This is a genomic window from Nitrosomonas limosa (genome assembly GCF_054188085.1).
In genome coordinates this window covers 893,729-918,905 of sequence record NZ_CM135180.1, presented here as the reverse complement: position 1 = coordinate 918,905, position 25,177 = coordinate 893,729, and the positions used below count along the sequence as shown (strand labels likewise).

Sequence of the window (25,177 nt, the reverse complement as noted above, 5' to 3'; positions counted from 1 at the left end):
AACAAGGCGCTTCTAACATCTCCATATTCGAAGATATGGACCATTTCCTATCAATAGGGCAACTCCAGAAAAATTGTTATGAACACAAGATTGATTCCGAATCGTGATTTCCCGGTGAATCTGGTAACACACCTGCAAGAATTAGCTTTAGCAAGACCCGAGGATACGGCGCTCATCACCGTATCCGAAGTGAATGGCGGCTGGCAAGAAAAGCGCTTTAGTTACAGGCAGCTTGATCAACGTGTCAAAGCTTTCGCGGCAGAATTGCAGAGCCATGTGTTGCCGGGCGGACGTGTGCTGTTGCTGATGGAAAACGACGAGCATTATGTGATCGGTTTCCTTGCATGCCTATATGCCGGAGCAATCGCAGTGCCGGTATTTCCGCCGGAAACGGTAAAGGAACAGCATATGGCTAGATTGCTGGCAATCGCTGCGGATGCCCGGGCACAGTGCATCGTGACCACCGGTGACGGCCTATCCTTGCTGCATGACGCCGGTGCGCTGCAACTCGGCGATATTCCGGTAGTGACCGTCGATACCGTCGACGGCGATTGTTCATGGAATTGGCAGGCGTTTGAGCCTCAAGCGGAAGATATCGCTTTTTTACAGTACACCTCAGGTTCAACCGCCGTTCCAAAAGGTGTCATGGTCAGTCATCATAACCTGATGGTTAATGCCCGGGCGTTTGAAGAAGGCATGTCGATTGCCGCCGACGATATTTTTGTCAGCTGGTTGCCGCTGTATCACGACATGGGATTGATCGGCGGATTGTTGCAGCCGTTGCACCGCGGTGTGCCGGTAATTCTGATGACGCCGAAGTTTTTTGTCGAGCGCCCGGTGCGCTGGCTGGAAGTCATTTCACGCTATCGCGCCACCGTCAGCGGCGCACCGAATTTTGCCTTTCAGTTATGCGCCGATCGAGTCAGAAATTCGCAGTTGCAAACATTGGATTTATCCTGCTGGCGAGTTGCTTTCTGTGGTGCTGAGCCGGTGCGGCGAGACACCATGCGCGCGTTTATTGAGCGCTTCGAGCCTGCCGGTTTTCATGCGGGAACAATGTATCCCTGCTATGGGTTGGCGGAAGCAACTTTGTTTGTAGCTGGCGGGGGGCGCGGTGAAGGCATGAAAGCGCAGGAATTTTCACCCGAATTGCTGGCGCAAGGCAAGGCGGAGCGGGCTGAACAAGGCGTTCCGGTCGTTGCTTGCGGTTTCCCGGCATCCAGCCATGCCGTCCGAATCGTCGACCCGGAGACTGGTGCTGCATTGCCGGACGATCATGTTGGCGAGATCTGGACCAGTGGTGACAGTCTGGCGCGAGGATACTGGCAGCGCCAGCAAGAAACCGCGGAAGCATTTGTGCAGCATGATGGATCAAACTGGCTACGCACCGGCGATTTGGGCTTCGTACACGAGCGGCAGCTTTATCTCATGGGAAGACTCAAGGATTTGATCATCATCCGCGGACAAAACATTTATCCGCAGGATATCGAACTGATCATCGAAAATGAAGTCGACGCAGTGCGCAAAGGCCGGGTCGCAGTGTTTTCCGTGGAGAGCGAAGAAGGTGAAGGCATTGGTGTCGCCGCCGAAATATCGCGCAATATGCAAAAACTGATCAGTGCGGAAACCTTGGTAAAAGTGCTTGCAGAAGCTGTCAGCGCCGGTTGTCATGAACCTCTGTCGGTTGCCGTACTGCTAAATCCCGGCGCATTGCCCAAAACCTCAAGTGGAAAGTTACAACGCGCCGCGTGCCGGCAAGGGTGGATCGATCGTTCGCTGGATGCTTACGCGATCTATGAATACGGCCGTTTTGTGCGCGGTGGCGGCAACCGGGCAGAGCAATCGTTACAGGATGATACCGAACGTGATGTTGCAGTGATCTGGGAAACGTTGCTGGATCGCACCGGATTAGGACGCGACGATCATTTTTTTGCCGCCGGTGGCAATTCACTCAAAGCGATTCAGGCGGTAGCCCGGATTTGTGATCGCTGGCAAATTACTTTTACCTCGCGCCACTTGTTTCAAAACCCGCGATTGCATGAATGTGCGGCAGTTATCCGCCAACTGACCGCAAATCAGGGAGTGCAAAGCGGACAAACCAGTGCTGGGCACAAGATCACGAAATGTGAGCGTACCGGTGCGTTACCCTTGTCTTACGGCCAGCAGCGGTTATGGTTCTTATGGCAGCTCGACCCAAACAGCACCGCTTTCCATGTTCAGCACGCGGTTCGCCTGATGGGTGAGCTAAATCTGCATGCGCTCCATGTCAGCTTGAGTGAGTTAATCGGGCGGCATGAAGCGCTGCGTACGAATTATGCCATTGGCGCTACCGGTATCGTGGAACAGATGATTGCGCCGTCGCTGCAATTGCCGTTACCGGTGATCGATTTGACAGCGATACCGCAATCGCAACACGACCGGCGCATTCAGATGGAAGTCACGAGCTTGCTGTTGCAGCCGTTTGACTTGACCCGCGATCCCTTGCTGCGGGTCGCGGTGATTCGGTTGAGCAGTCACGAGCAGATTCTGGTGATCGTGATGCATCACATCGTTTCCGACGCTGCCTCGCTGCAAATTCTGCTGGATGAATTGGCCGCTGGTTATCAGGCACAGGTGCAGCAACGGCCGCTCAATCTACCGGCACTACCGGTGCAATACGCGGACTACGCGCAATGGCAATTGCGTTGGCTGGAAGCGGGCGAAAAAGACCGCCAGCTGGCTTACTGGAAAAGCTACCTAGGAACGGAACACGAAGTGCTGCGCCTGCCGGTCGATCATGCCAGAAAACCGGTGACACATTATCGCGCTGCGCGCCACCGGTTCGATTTTCCGGATGATGCCGTGCAATCGTTGCGGCGGTTGGCGGCGGCGCAGGAAATCACCGTGTTTATGGCATTGCTAGCCGCTTTGCAGGTGCTGCTGTATCGTCACACGGGGCAACCGGATATCCGGATTGGCGTGCCGGTTGCCAATCGTAACCGGATCGAGACGGCTCCTCTGATTGGATTCTTCGTCAATACCCAGGTCGTGCGCGGGAGCTTGCATGGACGCATGACGCTCAATGAATTACTGCAGAAAGTGCGGGAAGATGCAATCAACGCTCAGCTCCATCAGGACTTGCCGTTCGAACAACTGGTGGAAGCACTCCACCCGCAACGGGATTTGCGGCACAGTCCTTTGTTTCAAGTTACATTGAATCATTTGCAACTGGACTACCGCTTGTTGCAGCAATGCACGGGATTGCAGGCAAGCGAGTATGCGTTGCCTGAATCCGACGGACAACTGGAACTACGGCTGGAAACAGTCGAATCACCCGATGGACATCTCAGCGGTCACTTCATTTATGCCGCCGATTTGTTCAATCAGGCTACGGTGGAGCGGATGGCGTGTCAGTATTTGCGCATTGTGCAGGCAATCGCCATGAATCCTGAAATAGCCATTGGCGAGATTTCATTACTGGATGAAGCCGAAGTCCGGTTACTGTACACACAGGGAAAACCGGATACAAATTTCACGCACTGCTCATTGGTTCAGCAGCGTTTCGAGGCGCAGGCCGAGAAACATCCGGATGCGATTGCCATCGTTACCCGGTCGCTACAACTCAGTTATGCCGAGCTGAATAATCATGCCAACCGGTTGGCTCACCGCTTGATCGATCAGGGCGTGCAACCGGAGATGCGTGTGGGAATTGCCGTGGCGCGCGATGCAATCGCTTTGCCGGTCGGATTGCTGGCCATACTGAAAGCGGGTGGCTGCTATGTACCGCTTGATCCCGAGTATCCGCAGGAGCGGCTGGACTACATGATAAAGGATAGCGGCATTCGCTTGCTGCTGACCCAATCGCAATTTCTCGGAAAGTTGCCGCTACCGGAGGGTCTGACCGTGATCGAGCTCGATCATGCGATTACCGGGCCAGGCAACGAGAACAATCCCGCTGTCGTACTTCATCCGGAAAATCTGGCGTACGTCATTTATACCTCGGGATCGACTGGCAGGCCGAAGGGAGTGGTCGTGACGCATGGCGCTCTGGCCATGCATTTGGCTGCAATCGAACCGGTTTATGACGTGCGCGCCGATGACCGGGAATTGATGTTTTTCTCCATCAACTTCGACGCTGCGGCGGAGCAATGGATGACACCACTGATGGCGGGCGCCGCTCTGGTGTTGTCTTCCCCCGAACAACTGGCAGGCGAGGGATTTGCCGAGCTCATCGCGACGCAGCAAATCAATCGTTTGCATCTGCCGCCGGCCTATTTGCGCATGCTCCTGCCATTGCTGGAAGGGGCTGACTATCCGGTTCGGGTTTGTATTGTCGGTGGCGAAGCCTGGCATACCGCCGACGTTGTCGCAACGCGCGCGCGATTCCGGCAAGCACGGCTGGTTAATGCCTACGGTCCGACCGAGACAGTTATCACACCAACCGCCTGGGTCGGTGATGCCGGGCAGGAGTTGTCAGCGCTACTGGATGGCGAATTCATGTCGATCGGCCAACCGGTGGGCAAGCGCTGTGTCTATGTGCTGGATGCGGAATTGAATCTCGCGCCCTCCGGTGCTATCGGGGAACTTTATATAGGTGGTACAGGTTTGGCGCGCGGCTATCTCGACCGATCGGGTTTGACCGCCGAACGTTTCGTCGCCGACCCGTTCGATCCGCGAGGAGGGCGACTGTACCGTACCGGCGATCTGGTGCGTTGGCGTGGCGACGGCCAACTGGAATACTGGGGGCGTGCCGATCAGCAAATCAAGCTGCGCGGTTTTCGCGTTGAACTGGGTGAAATCGAAGCGCAATTGCTGGCACTGGATCATGTGCGAGAGGCTGCCGTGATTGCGCAGAACGGTCCGCACGGTTTGCGCCTGGTTGCCTACGTCGGTATGCCGGATACCGGACACAGGAATGCGCCGGCGTTGAAAGCAGCATTGGCGGTGGTATTGCCGGATTATATGGTGCCGGGGGTGATCGTTTTTCTCGATACGTTGCCGCTCACACCGAACGGCAAGATCGACCGGCAGGCGCTGCCTGCACCGGGTCTTCCGGACGCGTCTGATTACGATCTGCCGATAAACGATCTGGAGGCGAAGATTGCCGGAATCTGGGCGGCGTTACTGCACATCCCGCAAGTGGGTCTGCATAATAATTTTTTTGATTTAGGCGGTCATTCGCTGTTGCTGATCAAGGTCAAGCAAAGTCTGGAAGCCGAACTGCACGTGCCGGTGGCCATTGTCGATTTGTTCAAATACACCACGGTAGCCAGTCTGGCCAAATTTCTCGGACAAGATGGAATACATCCGGTTTCATCTTTGCCGCGTCATTTACAACGGGCACAGCGGCAACGCAGTGCTTTCCTGTCAAGAAAACAGAAATTGGAGAAAATAAATTAATGGATACTTCCGAACAATTAACCGATGCTGCGTCCATCGATATTGCAGTGATCGGTATGGCGTGCCGGTTCCCAGGGGCGGACGATGCCGAATCGTTTTGGCGCAATTTGCGGGATGGCGTCGAGTCGATCCGGTTTTTTACCGATCAGGAATTGCTCGAACGGGGTGTGTCTGCGGAAGCATTGGCCGATCCGCATTACATCAAAGCCAGTGCGGAGATAACCGGGGTCGATGGCTTCGATGCCGCTTTTTTTGGCTATACCCCGCGAGAGGCGGCGGAGACTGATCCGCAGCATCGGCTTTTCCTTGAAGTGGCCTGGCAGGCGCTGGAAGACGCAGGTTACGACGCGAGCCGCTATGCTCAGCAGATCGGCGTATATGCCGGCTGCGGAGTCAACACTTATATGATGCTTAATCTGCTGGCCAGCGATCGTATGACGGACAAGCGGGATATTTCCGCGCTGCAGGGTCTGATGAACGGCAACAATAAGGATTCCATGACCACCACGGTTGCCTACAAACTCAATTTACGCGGACCGGGAATCACCGTACAGACAGCTTGTTCGACCTCGCTGGCGGCGGTGCATGTGGCCTGCCGCGGTCTGTTGAATTACGAAACGGATATGGCGCTCGCCGGCGGCTCCTGGGTTAATTTGTTGCACGACAAAGGGTATTACTATCAACCCGGTGCGATTTTGTCGCCGGACGGGCATTGCCGGGCATTCGACGCCAAGGCGGCCGGTACCGTGATCGGCAGCGGTGCAGGCATCGTGGTGTTAAAGCGGTTGGCCGATGCATTGGCGGATGGTGATACCATTCATGCCGTGATCAAAGGTTCGGCTGTCAATAACGATGGCTCGGCCAAGGCTGGTTATACCGCACCCAGTGTCGAAGGGCAGACGGAAGTGATTCTGGCGGCGCAGGCGATTGCAGGCATCTCCGCGGATACCGTCAGCTACGTCGAAACGCACGGCACCGGTACGACGATCGGTGATCCGATCGAAATCGCCGCATTGACGCAGGCTTTCCGGGAAACTACCGAGCAACGCAGTTTTTGCGCAATCGGATCGGTCAAAACCAATGTCGGACACTTGGATGCTGCAGCCGGTGTGGCGGGTCTGATCAAAACCGTGTTGTCGCTGAAAAACGAAATGCTGCCGCCCAGCTTGCACTTTGAACAACCCAATCCGCAGATCGATTTCAGCAGCAGTCCGTTTTATGTCAATACGCGCTGCAAAGCCTGGCCGGGTGGCGCACTGCCGCGCCGCGCGGGAGTCAGTTCGTTCGGCATCGGCGGCACCAATGTGCACGTGATCGTGGAACAAGCGCCAACGCAAAAACCATCCGCTTCATCGCGCGATTGGCAATTGCTGACAATCGCGGCGCGCAGTTCCGCTGCACTGGAACAAGCTGTGGCGAATCTACAGCATTATTTGACCGCACACCCGCAACTGGCGCTGGCTGATGTCGCTTACACCCTGCAGCTCGGCAGGAAACATTTTGCCCATCGCGCCATTGCACTGTGCCGGGATCATGATGATGCCGTGTCGCTGCTGTACGACCGCGATAGCACGCGTTTTCTCTTGCAAGGATCGGTTGACAGACACCATCCGGTCACTTTTATGTTTCCCGGTCAAGGGGCGCAGCATGTCGGTATGGCGCAAGATTTGTATCAGCGCGAACCGGTTTTCAAAGCCGAATTGGATCGTTGTTTGCGCTTATTGCAACCGTATCTGGATTATGATTTGCACGCGCTGCTCCTGCCGCAAAACGACGAGGAACGGTCGATTGCTACCACGCGACTTGAACAGACCGAAGTGACGCAACCGGCGCTGTTCGTGATCGAGTATGCACTGGCGCGGTTGTGGATGGCATGGGGTGTTCAACCGGCAGCAATAATCGGTCATAGCATCGGCGAATACGTGGCTGCTTGTCTGGCGGGGGTGTTCACGCTGGAGGATGCATTGGGGCTGGTGGCGATGCGCGGTTCTCTGTTACAACAAATGGAGTCCGGTGCCATGCTGGCGGTTTCGCTGTCCGAATCCGAACTCGCGCCTTATCTGATCGAAGGTTGCGATTTGGCGGCAGTCAATGGACCGGAATTGTGCGTGTTGTCCGGAACTGTTGCGGCGATCAATACGATCGAACAGAACCTGAACGAGCGGGGTATATTTTGCCGGCGACTGCATGTTTCGCATGCTTTTCATTCCGCTATGACGGATGAGTTGCTGCCGGTATTTGTTGAGCGTGTTGCCAAACTCAAGTTGAATCCACCGGCCATCCGTTTCTTTTCCAATGTCAGCGGTGACTGGATTGCGCCGCAGCAAGCCACCGATCCGCAGTACTGGGCAAGGCATTTGCGCGCCACGGTACGTTTCAACGATAGCTTGCAGCAATTGCTGAATCAGTCCGACACGATATTGCTGGAAGTGGGACCGGGAGAAACACTGACCCGGCTGGCGCAGCGGCATCCTTCCTTGCAACCGCAGCAATTGATCGTGTCATCGTTGCCGCACCCGAGTCAGATTCAGTCCACGCCACTGCATTTTTATCGAACGTTGGGGAAACTCTGGTTGCACGGTGTCGATATCGACTGGGCGGGTTTTTATGCGCAGGAACGCCGCTGCCGCGTTTCCTTGCCGACGTATCCGTTCGAGCGGCGATCATATTGGATCGAAGCGGATCAACAGGTCTCGCAACCGGTTGCCGCGCATAACCGGCAATCCCAATCCGTGCCGAAGCACACCGGTTCGATTCAGGATTGGTTGTACGTTCCGTCGTGGCAACGTACGGCTGCTGGTACGGAGAAAGTACCGGCACTGAAACAGGATAATCACTATTTGATTTTCGGTAATGAAGATGTCATTTCGATCGCGCTCGTGACCGCGCTGATCCATCAGGGTGCACATCCCGTCGTGGTTACTGTTGGAGAAGCGTTCCGGCAAACCGCCGACACCGACTATACGATCAATCCGGACAGACCGGATGATTTTGTGCAATTGCTGAACAGGTTCGATGACACGAACATCCGGGATTGGCAAATTTTTCATTTGTGGAGTGTGAGTGATGCCGAATGCATTCAGTCGCTGAAAGAAGGCATCAGCAGAAATTTCTATAGCGTATTGAATTTGGTGAAAGCACTGGAAACCGTGCAAGCCGCTGTATCACCAGGCAAGAAAATCACCATCAATCTGATTACCAGCGGGGTGGCGGATTTGACCGGCAGCGAAACACTGCATCCGCTGAAATCGCTGCTGATCGGTCCTGGCAAAGTGATTCCGCAGGAATATGCCAATCTCGGTTGCCGGATTATCGATATCGAGTTACAACATGCGACGGGTGATATGCCGATGAGGTTGAGCCGGCAACTGATTGCCGAGTCGCAAATGGATAGCGGCGATACCTTGGTGGCGTATCGCGGTCCGTACCGTTGGACTCAAAATTATCTACCGACCGGTCCGCTTGCAACGGTGAAAAGACGTTTCAAGCAGGAAGGCGTGTATTTCATTACCGGCGGTCTGGGCGGAATCGGATTGACGCTGGCACGCCATCTGGCGCAAAACTATCACGCGCGACTTGTTTTGCTGGGACGTACCGGTCTACCTGAAAGAGCAACCTGGCAGGGTGGCCTGCAGGACGAAATGAATCCGTCGTTACGGCAAAAGATTGCGGCAATTCAGCAATTGGAGGCAATGGGCGCCAAGGTTCTGCCGTTACAGGCCGATGTCGCCGATGCCGGACAGTTACAGGCAGCGGCGGTAACCGCACGCGCCTATTTCGGTAGGATCGATGGCGTCATCCATGCCGCCGGGGAAGTCAGTTCCGGTTTGATGACGACCAAAACCGATGCAACCATCGCGCGCGTATTGGCGCCCAAAGTACAGGGCATGCAGGCGCTGCAAGCGGTTTTCCGAGATGAGGCGCTGGATTTCATGGTGCTGTGTTCGTCCTTGGCGACGATCGCCGGAGGGTTGAGCAAGATCGATTACTGCGCAGCCAATGCCTACCTGGATGCGAGTGCACAAGTCGCTTACCGGGAAGGCCGTTACCCGGTCATTTCTATCAACTGGGACAGTTGGCGCGAAGTCGGCATGGCCGCCGATATGGACATGCCGGAAGGCATCGGGATTGCACCCGGGGAAGGTGCGGAATTGTTCGAGCTGATCGTGAATGGCCCGAATATTCCGCAGATTATCGTATCGACCAGCGATTTGTTCGCACGGTTGCGTCAATCGCCGCACGATCTACTGACGCAACCGCTGGCTCTGGTACCCGCTGATAAAATGAAGAGCAATCGGTTTCCCAGACCCGAGCTGCAAACCCCTTTCAATCCGCCGGCCAATGATCTGGAAAGCAAAATCGCGGAAATCTGGCAGAGCCTGCTCGGTATCGATACCGTGGGCATCGATGATAATTTGTTCGAACTGGGTGGCGATTCGTTGCTGGGGGTACAACTACTGGCCAGGGTGCGAGCCGGTTTTGCAATTGATTTGCATCCCGCCGATTTTTTCAGGGCACCCACCATTGCCGGTTTGGCCGCACTGGTGGAAACCAGACTGCTTGATGAAATCGAGTGTTCCTGATGATGAATAAGCAGCATGAACTGGAACAGCGGCGTGCGCGTCTGACGCCCGAGCAGCGCCAACGCCTGGCACAAAGAATTCAAACTGGTGATCAAACGGCGCAACAACAGGCGCAGATTGTGCGTCAACCGGACACGGATTCAATTCCCTTGTCCTACGGGCAACAACGGCACTGGTTTTTATGGCAACTGGATCCGCAGAGTACGGCGTATCACCTGAGCGCGGCGTTGCGGCTGACAGGCGAACTGGACGTTGCGGCGTTGCAGGCGAGTTTACGCATACTGGTGCAGCGGCACGAATCGCTGCGCACGGTGTGCCGTGTCAATGCGCATGGACAGGCGGAACAGGTGATCGAAGCGGTTGGCGATTTTGCGTTGCAAACGATCGATCTGAGCGAATTACCGCCGGATTCGCGGCAGCAACGCGCGACGCAGGAAGCAAAGTACATCGTCGCGACGCCGTTCAATTTGACGCAAGGGCCGCTACTGCGCGTGGTGGTGATCCGCATCGATGCGCACGAACACCACTTGATCGTGGCGATGCATCACATCATTTCCGACGCCTGGTCCAACCGCATCATCATCGATGAATTGGCGTTATGCTACCGGGCATGCCTGGCAGGGCAACCGCCGCAGTTGCCGGCATTGCCAGTGCAGTATGCCGATTATGCGATCTGGCAGCGCAACTGGCTCGAAGCCGGAGAGAAAGAGCGTCAATTGGCGTATTGGCGCGCGCAACTGGGCGACACGCACAAGATTCTGCAATTGCCGGTGGATCATGCACGATTGCCGGTCGACAATTACCGCGCCGCGCATGCAAGCTTTCAATTGCCGGCACCGCTGGCATCCGGGTTGCGGCGCCTGACGCAGGAACGTGGTGTCACGCTGTTCATGGCGCTGTTGTGCGGTTTTCAGATGCTGTTATATCGTTACAGCGGACAAAACGATATCCGCGTCGGCGTGCCGGTCGCCAACCGGCACCGCACGGAAGCCGAACGCATCGTCGGCTTGTTCGTCAACACGCAAGTACTGTGCAACCGCATCGATAGCCGCATGACGCTGGCGGCGATCCTCGATCAAGTCCGCGATGCCGCACTCGGTGCGCAGGCGCATCAGGATTTACCGTTCGAACAACTGGTCGAAGCGCTGCAACCGGAACGCAGTCTGCACCAGAATCCGCTGTTCCAGGTGATGTTCAACCACCTGCGCGAAGATTATCGCGCACTGTATCAATTACCCGGACTGACGGTGAGCGAATTCGAGCTGAGTGAGCGCAGCGCACAGTTCGAGCTGGTGCTGGATACAGTGGAGAATCCGGACGGAAAAATCGCGGCACGTTTCACGTATGCCGCGGAACTGTTCGAAGCGGACACGATACAACGCCTGAGCGAACATTACCTGTACCTGCTGCAGCAACTGGCGGACGATGCGCAGCAATGCCTGGGCGATGTGAATCTATTAAGCGTAGCGGAATGGCATCAGCTACTGAGCTGGGGTGTCAACGAACGGCGCTACGTCGATGTCGAACCGGTACACCGCCTAATCGAGCGGCGCACCAAGAAACAGCCGGACGCGGTGGCGTTGATCTTTCAGGATCATGAACTGAGTTATGCGCAACTGAATCAACGCGCCAATCAACTGGCGCACCGCCTGATCGCCCTGGGTGTCAGACCGGAAAGCCGAGTCGGCATTGCGCTAGAACGTTCGATCGACATGGTGGTGGGGCTGCTGGCGGTATTGAAGGCAGGTGGCGCCTATGTACCGCTCGATCCGGACTATCCTGCGGAACGGCTGCAACACATGATCGCCGACAGTGCCATCGAACTGCTGCTGACGCAAAGTCATACCAGGGCAAGGATACCGTGTCCGGAACATTGTCCGATGCTGGAGCTGGATACCGAAACCTTTGCCGATTGCCCGGAGAACAATCCGGACGTGGTACTGCATCCCGAGCACCTTGCGTATATCATCTATACTTCCGGTTCCACCGGTAAACCGAAGGGCGCGATGAATCGTCACGGTGCGCTGCATAATCGCCTGATGTGGATGCAGGAAGCCTTTCCGATCGATTCCGGTGATGCGGTTTTGCAGAAGACACCGTTCAGTTTCGATGTGTCGGTGTGGGAGTTTTTCTGGCCGCTGATGTATGGTGCGCGGCTGGTCATTGCCAATCCCGGCGATCATCGGGACGCCGGGCGGTTAATCGGATTAATCCGGCGGCACAATGTGACGCTGCTGCATTTCGTACCGTCGATGTTGCGTGCCTTTATGGCTGATGCGCAAGCCGCGGCCTGTATCCATCTTAAATGTATCATTTGCAGCGGCGAAGCGTTGCAACCGGAGATGCAGCAGGCGGTGTTCGACCGTCTTCCGGCGGTTAAGCTGCACAATCTTTACGGACCGACGGAAGCGGCGATCGATGTGACGCACTGGGTTTGCCGCTCGGAATCGTCGAGCAATATTCCGATTGGTCAACCGATTAGTTCCACGCAAACCTACATACTGGACAGCAACCTCAATCCGGTGCCATCAGGCGTTGCCGGAGAGTTATATCTGGGCGGGATCGGATTGGCGCGCGGTTATCTGAACCGCCCCGGTCTGACCGCCGAGCGCTTTGTCGCCGATCCGTTCGGTCAGCACGGCGAGCGGTTGTATCGCACCGGCGATCTGGCGCGCTGGCGTCGCGACGGACAAATCGAATATCTCGGACGTCTGGACCATCAGGTCAAGATTCGCGGTTTTCGTATTGAGCTCGGTGAAATCGAAGCGCAGTTACTGCAACAGCCTGAAATTCGCGAAGCGGCGGTGAGCGTATATACCGCCGGTCAAGATGCCCGGCTGGTAGCGTATGTCGCATTGCAGAACGGTGCGATGGCATTGGATACGGCAGCACTGAACGAATCACTGCGCAAGGTTCTGCCGGATTATATGCTGCCATCGCTGATCATGGTTCTGGATCATGTGCCGCTGAATGCCAATGGCAAGATCGACCGCAACCGCTTGCCGGTACCGGAGTTTACCTCCGTTGACAGCGATGCGCCGCCGCAAGATGAAACCGAACAATTGCTGGCCGGAATTTGGCAGGAAGTGCTGGGCATCGGCCGGATCAGCAGGAATGATCATTTTTTCAGATTGGGCGGGCACTCGCTAATGATCCTGCAGGTGCAGCAAAGATTGCAATCCACGCATCCCGTGTCGCTTTCCCTGCGATTGCTGTTTGAGCATCCGGTGCTTAAAGACATGGCTTTTGCGGTACGCGTCGAGCTAAGCAAAAGCACCGGTGTATCGGGTGGGTTGAGTCAAATGGCGGGATTATTGGATATGTTGGAGAATTGATTGGAACCGGATAAGTACGCAATCGCCGAGCGGTTTGCGGCACTCGCTGCCGACAAGCAAAAAGTATTTCTCAAGGCACTGAATGAACGGGGCATCGATTTTTCACAGCTACCGATCATCCGTCAACCGGACACGGATTCAATTCCCTTGTCCTACGGGCAACAACGGCACTGGTTTTTATGGCAACTGGATCCGCAGAGTACGGCGTATCACCTGAGCGCGGCGTTGCGGCTGACAGGCGAACTGGACGTTGCGGCGTTGCAGGCGAGTTTACGCATACTGGTGCAGCGGCACGAATCGCTGCGCACGGTGTGCCGTGTCAATGCGCATGGACAGGCGGAACAGGTGATCGAAGCGGTTGGCGATTTTGCGTTGCAAACGATCGATCTGAGCGAATTGCCGCCGGATTCGCGGCAGCAACGCGCGACGCAGGAAGCAAAGTACATCGTCGCGACGCCGTTCAATTTGACGCAAGGGCCGCTACTGCGCGTGGTGGTGATCCGCATCGATGAGCACGAACACCACTTGATCGTGGCGATGCATCACATCATTTCCGATGCCTGGTCCAATCGCATCATCATCGATGAATTGGCGTTATGCTACCGGGCATGCCTGGCAGGGCAACCGCCGCAGTTGCCGGCATTGCCAGTGCAGTATGCCGATTATGCGATCTGGCAGCGCAACTGGCTCGAAGCCGGAGAGAAAGAGCGTCAATTGGCGTATTGGCGCGCGCAACTGGGCGACACGCACAAGATTCTGCAATTGCCGGTGGATCATGCACGATTGCCGGTCGACAATTACCGCGCCGCGCATGCAAGCTTTCAATTGCCGGCACCGCTGGCATCCGGGTTGCGGCACCTGACGCAGGAACGTGGTGTCACGCTGTTCATGGCGCTGTTGTGCGGTTTTCAGATGCTGTTATATCGTTACAGCGGACAAAACGATATCCGCGTCGGCGTGCCGGTCGCCAACCGGCACCGCACGGAAGCCGAACGCATCGTCGGCTTGTTCGTCAACACGCAAGTACTGTGCAACCGCATCGATAGCCGCATGACGCTGGCGGCGATCCTCGATCAAGTCCGCGATGCCGCACTCGGTGCGCAGGCGCATCAGGATTTACCGTTCGAACAACTGGTCGAAGCGCTGCAACCGGAACGCAGTCTGCACCAGAATCCGCTGTTCCAGGTGATGTTCAACCACCTGCGCGAAGATTATCGCGCACTGTATCAATTACCCGGACTGACGGTGAGCGAATTCGAGCTGAGTGAGCGCAGCGCACAGTTCGAGCTGGTGCTGGATACAGTGGAGAATCCGGACGGAAAAATCGCGGCACGTTTCACGTATGCCGCGGAACTGTTCGAAGCGGACACGATACAACGCCTGAGCGAACATTACCTGTACCTGCTGCAGCAACTGGCGGACGATGCGCAGCAATGCCTGGGCGATGTGAATCTATTAAGCGTAGCGGAATGGCATCAGCTACTGAGCTGGGGTGTCAACGAACGGCGCTACGTCGATGTCGAACCGGTACACCGCCTAATCGAGCGGCGCACCAAGAAACAGCCGGACGCGGTGGCGTTGATCTTTCAGGATCATGAACTGAGTTATGCGCAACTGAATCAACGCGCCAATCAACTGGCGCACCGCCTGATCGCCCTGGGTGTCAGACCGGAAAGCCGAGTCGGCATTGCGCTAGAACGTTCGATCGACATGGTGGTGGGGCTGCTGGCGGTATTGAAGGCAGGTGGCGCCTATGTACCGCTCGATCCGGACTATCCTGCGGAACGGCTGCAACACATGATCGCCGACAGTGCCATCGAACTGCTGCTGACGCAAAGTCATACCAGGGCAAGGATACCGTGTCCGGAACATTGTCCGGTGCTGGAGCTGGATACCGAAACCTTTGCCGATTGCCCGGAGAACAATCCGGACGTGGTACTGCATCCCGAGCACCTTGCGTATATCATCTATACTTCCGGTTCCACCGGTAAACCGAAGGGCGTGGCGGTGGCGCACGGGCCATTGGCGATGCATGTGCAATCGATCGGCGAGTTGTACGGCATGACGCCGGCGGACCGGGAATTACAGTTCGCTTCGATCAATTTTGACGGTGCGCACGAACGCTGGCTGGTGCCGCTGGTTTTTGGTGCGGCTTTGATGCCGCGGGATAATGAATTATGGGCTGCCGACCGGGCCGCCGGCGAGATCGCCAAGCACGGCATCACCATTGCCTGTTTTACCCCGGGTTACTTGCAGCAGTTGGCCGAATTCACCGGCAGCGCCGGGCGCAATTTGCCGATCCGTTCGTATACGGCGGGTGGTGAGGCCATGAGCCGCAGTGCTTTCGAATTTGTGCAGCAAACCTTGCAGCCGCCGCGCATCATCAACGGTTACGGTCCGACCGAAACCGTCATCACGCCGCTCATTTTCAAAGCCTATCCGGATACCCGGTTCGATTCGAGTTATTTGCCGATCGGTTCGCCGGTGGGCGATCGTACCGCCTATATCGTCGATGCCGAGATGAATCCGGTTCCGGTCGGTGTGCCGGGCGAATTGTACTTGGGTGGAGTTGGATTGGCGCGCGGTTACCTGAATCGTCCCGGTCTGACCGCCGAGCGCTTTGTCGCCGATCCGTTCGGTCAACACGGCGAGCGGTTGTATCGCACCGGCGATCTGGCGCGCTGGCGGCGCGACGGACAAGTCGAATATCTTGGGCGTCTGGATCATCAGATCAAGATTCGCGGTTATCGTATCGAGCTTGGCGAAATTGAAGCGCAATTGTTGCGGTTAGCGATGGTGCGGGAAGCTGTTGCCGCGATCAAGGAGGGTCCGCAGGGTGCCAGGTTGATCGCCTATGTCGTACTGCAAGACGATCGAACAGAAGATGGAGGCACATTGCGCGAATCATTGGCCTGCGTATTACCGGATTATATGCTGCCGTCCGCGATCATGATTCTGCAAAGCTTGCCGCTGAATGCCAACGGCAAGGTCGATCGCGATCGCCTGCCGCAACCGGAGTTTGCGCACGACAAGGGATACGCGGCGCCGCAAGCCGGAATTGAAACCATTTTGGCGGATATCTGGGCGCAGGTGCTGGATCTTCCCCGTGTCGGGCGTCATGACAATTTTTTTGAAATAGGCGGAGACTCGATCCTGAGTTTGCAGATTGTCACCAAAACCCGCCGTGCCGGATGGAAAATCACGCCGCGGCAACTGTTCGAATGCCAGACTGTGTCAGCCCTGGCGCAGAAAGCCTCGCCTGTGGAGACGAGTGATCCGGGCGCTTTGCAATTCAACCGGATCGATGATTTGACGCCGATTCCGCTGTTGCCGGTGCAACAGGATTTTTTCGCACAATCGATACCGGTGCGATCGCACTGGAATCAGGCGGTGCTGCTGAAATGCCGGGAAAGATTGCAGGCCGACCGGTTACGGCAGGCCATAGCCGCCTTGGTGCAACAGCATCGTGCGCTGCGCTTCCGTTTCGACGAAGATGCGCACGGTTTGTGGCAGCAAACGGCCAGCACTGCACCTCAACAGGATTACCTGTGGGTCCGGCAAGCGTCGGATGAAGCGCAGTTTCTGGCCATCTGCAACGCCGCCCAGCGCAGCCTGAACGTGCGGCAAGGATTACTGCTGCGCGCGGTGCTGATCGATTGGATCAATGATACGCAGCGTTTATTGCTGGTGATTCACCACGCCGTGGTCGATGGCATGTCCTGGCGCATCGTGGTGGAAGATCTCGAAATCGCTTACCGTCAGGCTGTACAGCAGCAGGATATCGATCTGCCCGGTGTGACCACCGATTATGCCGTGTGGTCGCGGCGCTTGATACAGTACCCGTTGCAGCATGAAAGCGAGTTTGATTATTGGCAAAACCTGAAAGGCATGCCAGTTGCACCACCGTGCGATTTTCCGCAGGGCGCCAACGATGCAGCGAATCGCACCAGTATCACGGTAACGCTGGATCAACAGCAAACCCGAGCATTACTCAAGGATGCGCCGTCCGCTTACCGTACCCAGGTAAACGACCTGCTGCTAACCGCGTTGGCTGGGGCGTTACGCGATGGGTTCGGACAGCAGGGCATGGTCATTGATCTGGAAGGCCACGGACGTGAAGATCTTTTTCCGGACATCGATTTGTCGCGCTCGGTTGGCTGGCATACGACGGTATTCCCGGTGATGCTGGATGCTGGCGGTGACTTGCCGCAGCGCATCAAGCAAATCAAGGAACAATTGCGGCAAATACCGAATAAAGGGATAGGATACGGTCTGTTCAAGCATCATGGCTCGTTGCAGCAACGGCAGGTCATCGCCGCGCTGCCGCAAGCGCAGGTGGTATTCAATTATCTCGGACAACTGGATGCCAGTTTCACGGCGGATTCGCTGTGGCAACTTGCCGATGAACCGGTCGGCGATCTGATCGATCCGGGCATGCCGCAGACCCACGAGCTGGCCATCAACTGTCATGTTGCCCGTGGCGAACTGTGTATCGATATCAGCTTCAGTTCGGCGCGCTATACGCATGCCACCATGACCGCATTGGGCCAGCATCTGCTGACGGAACTCGGCGCGATCATTGATCATTGCACCAGCGGAGTCAGTGCCGTTACACCTTCCGATTTTCCGCTGACGCACATTTCCCAGGAGGAATTGGATGGCTTGCCGGTTACAGCCGAACGGATTGAGGATTTGTATCCGCTATCACCGCTACAAACTGGTATTTTGTTTCACAGTGTTTTTCAAACCGACAGCCGAGCTTATGTGAATCAGTTGCGCGTGAACATCGCGCAGCTTTCGGCTGCGCGATTCAGAACAGCCTGGCAAGCCGTGGTGGACCGGCATTCGATTTTGCGAACTGGTTTTTTGCCGGACGGGCGGGTGCCGTTGCAGTGGGTGGCAAAGACTGCGACCTTGCCGTTTGCTGAGTACGACTGGCGCCGCCGGGACTTTACCTCGCAGCATGATAGGGAACAGGCACTCGATGCGCTGGCGCAATCCGAATTAGTGACGGGATTCCGGTTGGATCAACCGCCGTTGATTAAAATCGCTCTCGTGCATTGTTCCCGGCAGCCATCGCACTTGATCCTGACGCTTCATCATCTTCTGTTGGATGGATGGAGTACTTCGCAACTGTTAGGTGAAGTGTTGCGGATTTATAGCAAGGAAGAACCTGCATTGCCGGTTAGCCGCTACCGCGATTTCATTGACTGGCTTTCCAATCGTGATGCAGTTGCGGCGGAACATTACTGGAAGACGCTGCTGCAAGCGGTAACCGAACCTACCCGGCTGGTTTCATCCAGCGGCAAGATGCACGCTGATTCCGGTTTTGAAGAATACACCCATGTGCTCGATTCCGAATTGGTATCGGCTGCATCGCAATTCGCGATGGAGCAGCGCGTCACCCTGAATACCCTCATGCAGGCTGTCTGGGCGCTGGTGTTGAAGCAGCGTACCGGACAATCGCAGGTGACCTTCGGTGTTACGGTAGCAGGCAGACCGGCGGAATTACCCGGCGCCGACCAGATTCTCGGCTTGTTTATCAACACGCTGCCGGTCGTGGTCGCTTTCAGGCCCGAATGGACTATCGGAGAGTGGCTGCACGATTTGCAACTGCAAAACCTTGCTTCGCGCGAGTACGAACATGCTGCGCTGTACGAGATTCAACGCTGGGGCGGTTATCAACGCGAAGGATTGTTCGACAGCATCGTGGTTTTCGAAAATTATCCGGTTGATGCAACACTGCAACAGCATGCCCCAGGGGGGTTGACTTTTTCCGCTGTCAAGGTTTATGAAACGACCCATTATCCGCTGACGGTGTCGGTGCTGGAAAACGATGGATTGGTTCTGCATTTCGGCTATGCGCGCGCGGAATTTGAACTCCGGACCGTAACCGATATCGCTGCAAAGATTGAACAATTGCTGGGCAAGTTGATTACGGATGCAAACTCGCGTCTAAGCGAATTGACGTTGTTAAGCGATGCGGAATGGCAGCAGCTGCTTGGCTGGGGTGTCAATGCACAACGCCATGATGCGACGCACCCGGTGCATCGGCTGATCGAACGGCAAGCTGCATTGCATCCGGATGCAACGGCGCTGGTTCTGGGCGCCCGGGAACTCAGCTATCGGGAACTGAATGTGGCGGCAAACCGCTTGGCGCATCATCTGATCGCGCTGGGAATCAGGCCTGAACAGCGAGTCGGTATCGCGTTGGATCGCTCGTTTGAAATGATTATCGCCCTGCTGGCCGCGTTGAAAGCCGGTGCGGCTTATGTGCCCCTGGATCCGGATTATCCGCGCGAACGCTTGATGCATATCGCGCAAGATAGCGGTATTGCCGTGGTATTGACACACGCACGGATACGCACAAAAGTTGCACAGGCAGTGACTTGTCCGCTCGTGGAAATGGATGCATCGGATTTGAGCGGCTTGCCGGCACACGATCCGAATATGGCGTTACACGCTCAACATTTGGCGTATATCATCTATACCTCCGGTTCGACCGGGAAACCGAAGGGTGTCGGGGTGGCGCATCATGCGCTTGCCGAACATGCCCAGGTTGCGGCATGCAGTTACGGCTTGCAACGCAACGATCGCATGCTGCAGTTTTCCACCATCAATTTCGATGCGTTTATCGATCAACTCTTTCCTGCATTATGCAGCGGAGCAGCGGTCGTGTTGCGCGATTCGCAATTGTGGGACGTGGCTACTTTCTATCGTGAACTGCACGACCAGTGCATCACCATTGCCGATCTGACTACGGCTTACTGGTCTGTTCTGCTCAATCAGTGCGATCAGCTCCGGCACGAGCGTTATTCTGCATTGCGACATATCAATGTCGGCGGTGAAAGCATGCAGCCGGAATCGTTGCAAAAATGGCATGCCGCCGGTTTGGGTCGCATCAGGCTGTTCAATGTGTATGGACCTACCGAAGCGGTGGTCACCGCTACCGCGTTCGATTGCAGCGATTACCGGCATGACGGACAGCAGCAATGGCAACCGGTCGCCATCGGAAAACCGTTGCCTGCACGCCGGATTTACTTGTTGGATGACGATCTGCTCCCGGTCGGTTGCGGACAAACCGGGGAGTTGTGTATTGGCGGAGAATTACTGGCACGAGGTTATCTGGAGCAACCGGGATTAACCGCAATGCGTTTTATCGCCGATCCTTTCGAAGGAGACGGCGGCAGGCTCTACCGCACCGGTGATTTGGCGCGCTGGCGCGAGGATGGTCAAATCGAATACCTGGGACGGCTGGATCATCAAGTCAAAATCCGCGGCTATCGGGTTGAATTGGGCGAGATCGAAACGCACTTGCTGTCGCTTCCACAAATTCGTCAGGCAGTCGTGCTGGCACAAACTGCGTCCAGCGGTGCGCGATTGGTGGCATATCTTACGTTGCTTCCGGACGAGCTGGTCACCACTGCGGAAATTCGTGCGGAACTGCTATCCACCTTGCCCGACTATATGATACCGGCGGCGTTTGTCATACTGGATCAGCTGCCGTTGGATGCCAACGGCAAGATTGATCGTAAACAGTTGCCCAAAGCGGAATTTTCCGGCGCATCCGGTTACGAGGCGGCGCAGGGAGAAGTCGAAGCAATGCTAACCAAAATCTGGCAGGAAGTGCTGGGTGTTGTAGCCGTAGGCCGGCATGATAATTTCTTTGAACTGGGGGGTGATTCGATTCTGAGTTTGCAGATTGTTTCGAAAGCGCAGCAAGCTGGATGGAAAATTACGCCACGACAGCTGTTCGAACAGCAGACCGTGGCGGCACTGGCGCTGGTGGCGGAGTCTGCCGGATCAGCAGAGATAGTCGAAATGGAAGTGGAACGCGTCCGGTTGGATGATTGTCTCGATGCAGAAACGATCGCTTCACTGGGAATCGAACTGGATCGGGTCGACGATGTATATGCGTTGTCGCCCACCCAGGAAGGCATGTTGTTTCATACGTTAGAAGCGCCGGGCACGGGATTGTATGTCAATCAGATCAGTGTGACGGTTGACGGTCTCGATGCCGATCGTATGGCGCAAGCCTGGCAGCACATGTTAGACCGGCATGCGGTATTGCGTACCGGTTTTTTATGGCGTTCGGGCCTGTCGCGGCCATTGCAGATGGTGTTTAGAAGCGCCGTTGCCGAGGTTGTACAACTGGATTGGCAAGACAAACACGATCTGCAACGGTGGATCGCAGCGTATGCTGAAACCGAATTGAAGCGGGAATTCGATTTCCTCCGTCCGCCATTGGCGCGCTTGTGCCTGATTCGAACCGGGGAAAACCGCCACCAATTGATCTGGACGCATCATCATATTTTGTTCGACGGCTGGAGCCATACCCTGCTGATTCGGGACTGGCTGGATAATTATTACGGCAAGTCGTTACGCCAGACCGGTCCGGACTACCGGCTTTACCTGCGCTGGCTGGAAAAACAGCCAAGCCAGGTGGCCCAGCAATTCTGGCAAACTGAGCTAGCACAGTTGGAAGGACCGACGCTGCTGGCACAAGCCGTCAGGCAAGCAACACCTAGGGATAAATCAGCGGATTTTGCGCTGCTGTATACTCGCTGGGACGCAGAAGAAACCAGTCGCTTGCAGGATTTTGTGCAGCGTCAGCACGTCACGCTCAATACCTTCGTTCAAGCTGCCTGGGCCTTGTTGTTGCAACGCTATTGCGGCAAGGAAACCATCGTGTTCGGCGCTACGGTAGCGGGACGTCCGATGGGTATCGCGCGCTCGGACGAGATGGTCGGTTTGTTCATTAATACCATCCCAGTGCCAGTGCAGCGACGTAACCACCTGGCTGTTGCAGAATATCTGCGGACAATGCAAGAATTAAACGTGCGTTTGCGCGATTTCGAGCACACCGCATTGGCGAATATTCAGCGATGGGCTGGTTATTCCGGTCAACCGCTGTTCGATAGCATTGTCGTTTTTGAAAATTATCCGGTTGATGCTGCACTACACGATTCGGAAAGCGATGGTTTGCAATTCGGTGCTATCCAAAGCAAGGGTATGACAGGCTATGCAATGGATTTGCAAGTCGTCGCCGGCGCCACGTTGGAAATCGAGTATGCCTATAGTTGCAATGATTTCACCGAAAACTTTGTGCAAAACTTGCGCTTGCACATGGAATCATTGATGCGTGAAATGATGATCGATGCGCTTCGTCCCGTCGGGGAATTGCCGTGGGTCGGTCAGCAAGAACATGCCAGGTTGCTGTCGCTGTGCAGCACCGCCGATTTTTCACCAGAAACCAGAATTTATCAGCCGGTGCACCGCTTGATCGAGCACAATGCGGCGGCTCGACCCGATGCAATTGCACTGTTGATGGGCGAACAGGAGATGTCGTATGCCGAACTGAATTCAAGGGCCAATAGTTTTGCGCACAAACTGATGCGGTTGGGTGCTACACCTGAAACCTGCATTGGCGTTGCTGTAGAGCGATCGCTTGATGTCATCGTGACCTTTTTGGCTATTTTAAAAACAGGCGCTGCTTATGTGCCGTTGGATATCGATTATCCGACCGAACGGCTGCAATTCATGATCAAGGACAGCGGCCTGTCACTATTGATCACGCAGCAGGCGGTTCTGATCAAACACATTTTTGATAGTGGCGTGCCACAACTTGTGCTGGACGACATCGACCGGGATTTTGAACACACGGGAAACCCGGCAGTTGCAGTGCATCAACAGCAATTGGCATACGTCATCTACACTTCCGGATCAACCGGTCTTCCCAAAGGCGTCGGCGTTACTCACGGCCCATTGTCGATGCATTGCCAGGCGACTGCAAGAATATACGAAATGCATCCCGGTTCTTGCGAGTTGCTGTTCATGTCATTTTCCTTCGACGGTGCGCACGAACGTTGGTTGACTGCGTTGACGGTCGGCGCTGGACTGGCGGTGCGCGATCAGGAATTATGGACGGCGGAGCAGACCTACGATTCTTTGCGGCATTACCGCATCACCAATGCCGCCTTTCCACCGGCGTATCTGGGCCAGATTGCTGAATGGGCATCGTCCCGGACCGACCCGCCGCCGGTCGAATTGTATGTTTTCGGCGGCGAAGCGATGCCGAAGACCTCGTATGATCTGATCCGTCAGACGTTACAACCGGACAGACTGATCAACGGTTATGGACCGACCGAAACCGTGGTGACACCACTGATCTGGAAAACCGATGCCACTGGGAGCTTTGATTGCGCTTATGCACCCATTGGCCGTCCGGTTGGAGATCGCACGGTGTATATTCTGGATACCGATATGCAGCCGGTGCCGTTTGGTGTTGTGGGCGAGTTGTATATTGGCGGGTATGGGTTGGCTAGAGGTTATCTGGGACGCACAGGACTGACCGCGGAACGGTTTGTGGCCGATCCGTTCGATCCTGCCGGAGGGCGTTTGTATCGTACCGGCGATTTGGTGCGCTGGTTGGATGACGGCAACATCGAGTATGTCGGCCGTGTCGATGATCAAGTGAAGATACGCGGATTTCGTATCGAATTGGGCGAAATCGAGGCGCGCATCCGCGCGGCGGACGGTGTGGCCGATGTCGCTGTGGTTGTGCATGCGGGTGCAAGCGGTGCGCAACTGGCGGCTTACATTCTGCCAATGAACGGATCGATGGAACAGTCAGTGCTGACCCGATTGAAACAAGTACTGGCGCAACAGCTACCAGAATACATGATGCCATCACATTGGATTACTGTGAGCGAGTTGCCCCGGCTGCTGAGCGGCAAGCTGGATCGTAAGCGGTTGCCAGAGCCGGAAGCGACCGGCGATAGTTATCGCGTGCCATCGAATCCGCAAGCGCGGGCGCTAGCAGAGATATGGCAGGAAGTACTGAGTGTGGAGCGGGTCGGTGAAACGGACAATTTCTTCGCATTGGGAGGCGATTCGTTATCCAGCCTCAAGGTCATTGCCCGTATCCGCAATCAGAAACAACTGAATCTGAATTTTAAGCTGCGGGATTTGATGCAGAAACCCACCATTGCCGATCTGCTGGGATTGGATAACACGGTTGCAAGCGGTTTGCTGTTGCTGAATCAAGCGATTGACGATCCCGGTAAACCGCCCTTGTTTTGTATCCATGCCGGGTTGGGTACGGTGTTCGACTATCAGCCGCTGGCGAGGCAGTTGCAAGGGATACGCACGGTGTATGGTTTGCCTTGCCGCATGCTGGCGGATCCGGCGCATCGGGATACGTCGTTGCGTCAAATGGCGCAAGATTATTGCGCCATGATTCGTACCATTCAACCGGAAGGGCCGGTACATCTTGCCGGTTGGTCGTTGGGAGGGACTTTGGCGGCACTGATGACGGAATTATTCGAGGCCGATGGTCAATCCGTTGCTTTTCTGGGATTGATCGATCCGTATGTCCCTGGTGTGGAATCGCCGCAAGCGAATGACTGGCGGCGGGATCTGGCAAATTTTGTGGCTGTTATCGCTCCCGGTGCAACTCTCGATGATGTATTACTGGCTGTATCATCCCCATCAGCGGAAGAACATGAAATCGTGCAAACGGCAGCCATGGTTCTCGCGTCTCTTTTTGAAAGCGCGGCGGGTGTTTGTAAGGCCTCCGGCTACGCCGCGATGGGAACGGATGAATTGGCGCAAGTCTTTTTAGTGGCGCGGCGATTGAAAATTTTGTCGATACAGACAGCGAAACTGGGAGCGCTGCGCGCAAATCCCGTGTGCTGGTGGGCGTCGGATCGCGAGCCTGGTCATCGAGCGGCGCTCGAACAGCAAATTGCTCCCGCCGGAATCCATTCGATTGAAATTGATGCCGATCATTTCGCGATCGTGCGGAATGATTCCTTGTCAAAAGACATTAACGCTGTATTGATGCAAATCACACACTGAATCGCCTCGGGTTTTCCGGAG

General features: G+C 55.7%; 4 protein-coding genes. All 4 read left to right on the top strand.

The window, feature by feature from the left end:
- The first annotated feature begins 78 nt into the window (after positions 1-78).
- Genes ACV7NC_RS04040 through ACV7NC_RS04025 form a run of 4 tightly spaced genes read left to right on the top strand, consistent with a single transcriptional unit; the run spans position 79 to position 25,156 of the window.
- Positions 79-5,379 carry an amino acid adenylation domain-containing protein gene (locus tag ACV7NC_RS04040; RefSeq protein ID WP_458154183.1) on the top strand — a complete coding sequence of 1,767 codons (5,301 nt, stop codon included), beginning with the start codon at positions 79-81 and terminating at the stop codon, positions 5,377-5,379.
- Positions 5,379-9,962 carry an SDR family NAD(P)-dependent oxidoreductase gene (locus ACV7NC_RS04035; RefSeq protein WP_458154181.1) on the top strand — a complete coding sequence of 1,528 codons (4,584 nt, stop codon included), beginning with the start codon at positions 5,379-5,381 and terminating at the stop codon, positions 9,960-9,962. Before ACV7NC_RS04040 ends, ACV7NC_RS04035 begins: the two co-directional genes overlap by 1 nt.
- Complete coding sequence (locus ACV7NC_RS04030) at positions 9,962-13,297, top strand: amino acid adenylation domain-containing protein (RefSeq protein WP_458154180.1); 3,336 nt, start codon at positions 9,962-9,964, stop codon at positions 13,295-13,297. Before ACV7NC_RS04035 ends, ACV7NC_RS04030 begins: the two co-directional genes overlap by 1 nt.
- Positions 13,298-25,156: an amino acid adenylation domain-containing protein gene (locus ACV7NC_RS04025; RefSeq protein ID WP_458154178.1), complete on the top strand. Its 11,859-nt coding sequence runs from the start codon at positions 13,298-13,300 to the stop codon at positions 25,154-25,156.
- Positions 25,157-25,177: the final 21 nt, after the last annotated feature.

What these genes read in the sequence shown, in the direction of transcription:
- ACV7NC_RS04040 (WP_458154183.1), top strand. Translation starts at nt 79, where the DNA reads ATGAACACAAGATTGATTCCGAATCGTGATTTCCCGGTGAATCTGGTA.
- ACV7NC_RS04030 (WP_458154180.1), top strand. Translation starts at nt 9,962, where the DNA reads ATGATGAATAAGCAGCATGAACTGGAACAGCGGCGTGCGCGTCTGACG.
- ACV7NC_RS04035 (WP_458154181.1), top strand. Translation starts at nt 5,379, where the DNA reads ATGGATACTTCCGAACAATTAACCGATGCTGCGTCCATCGATATTGCA.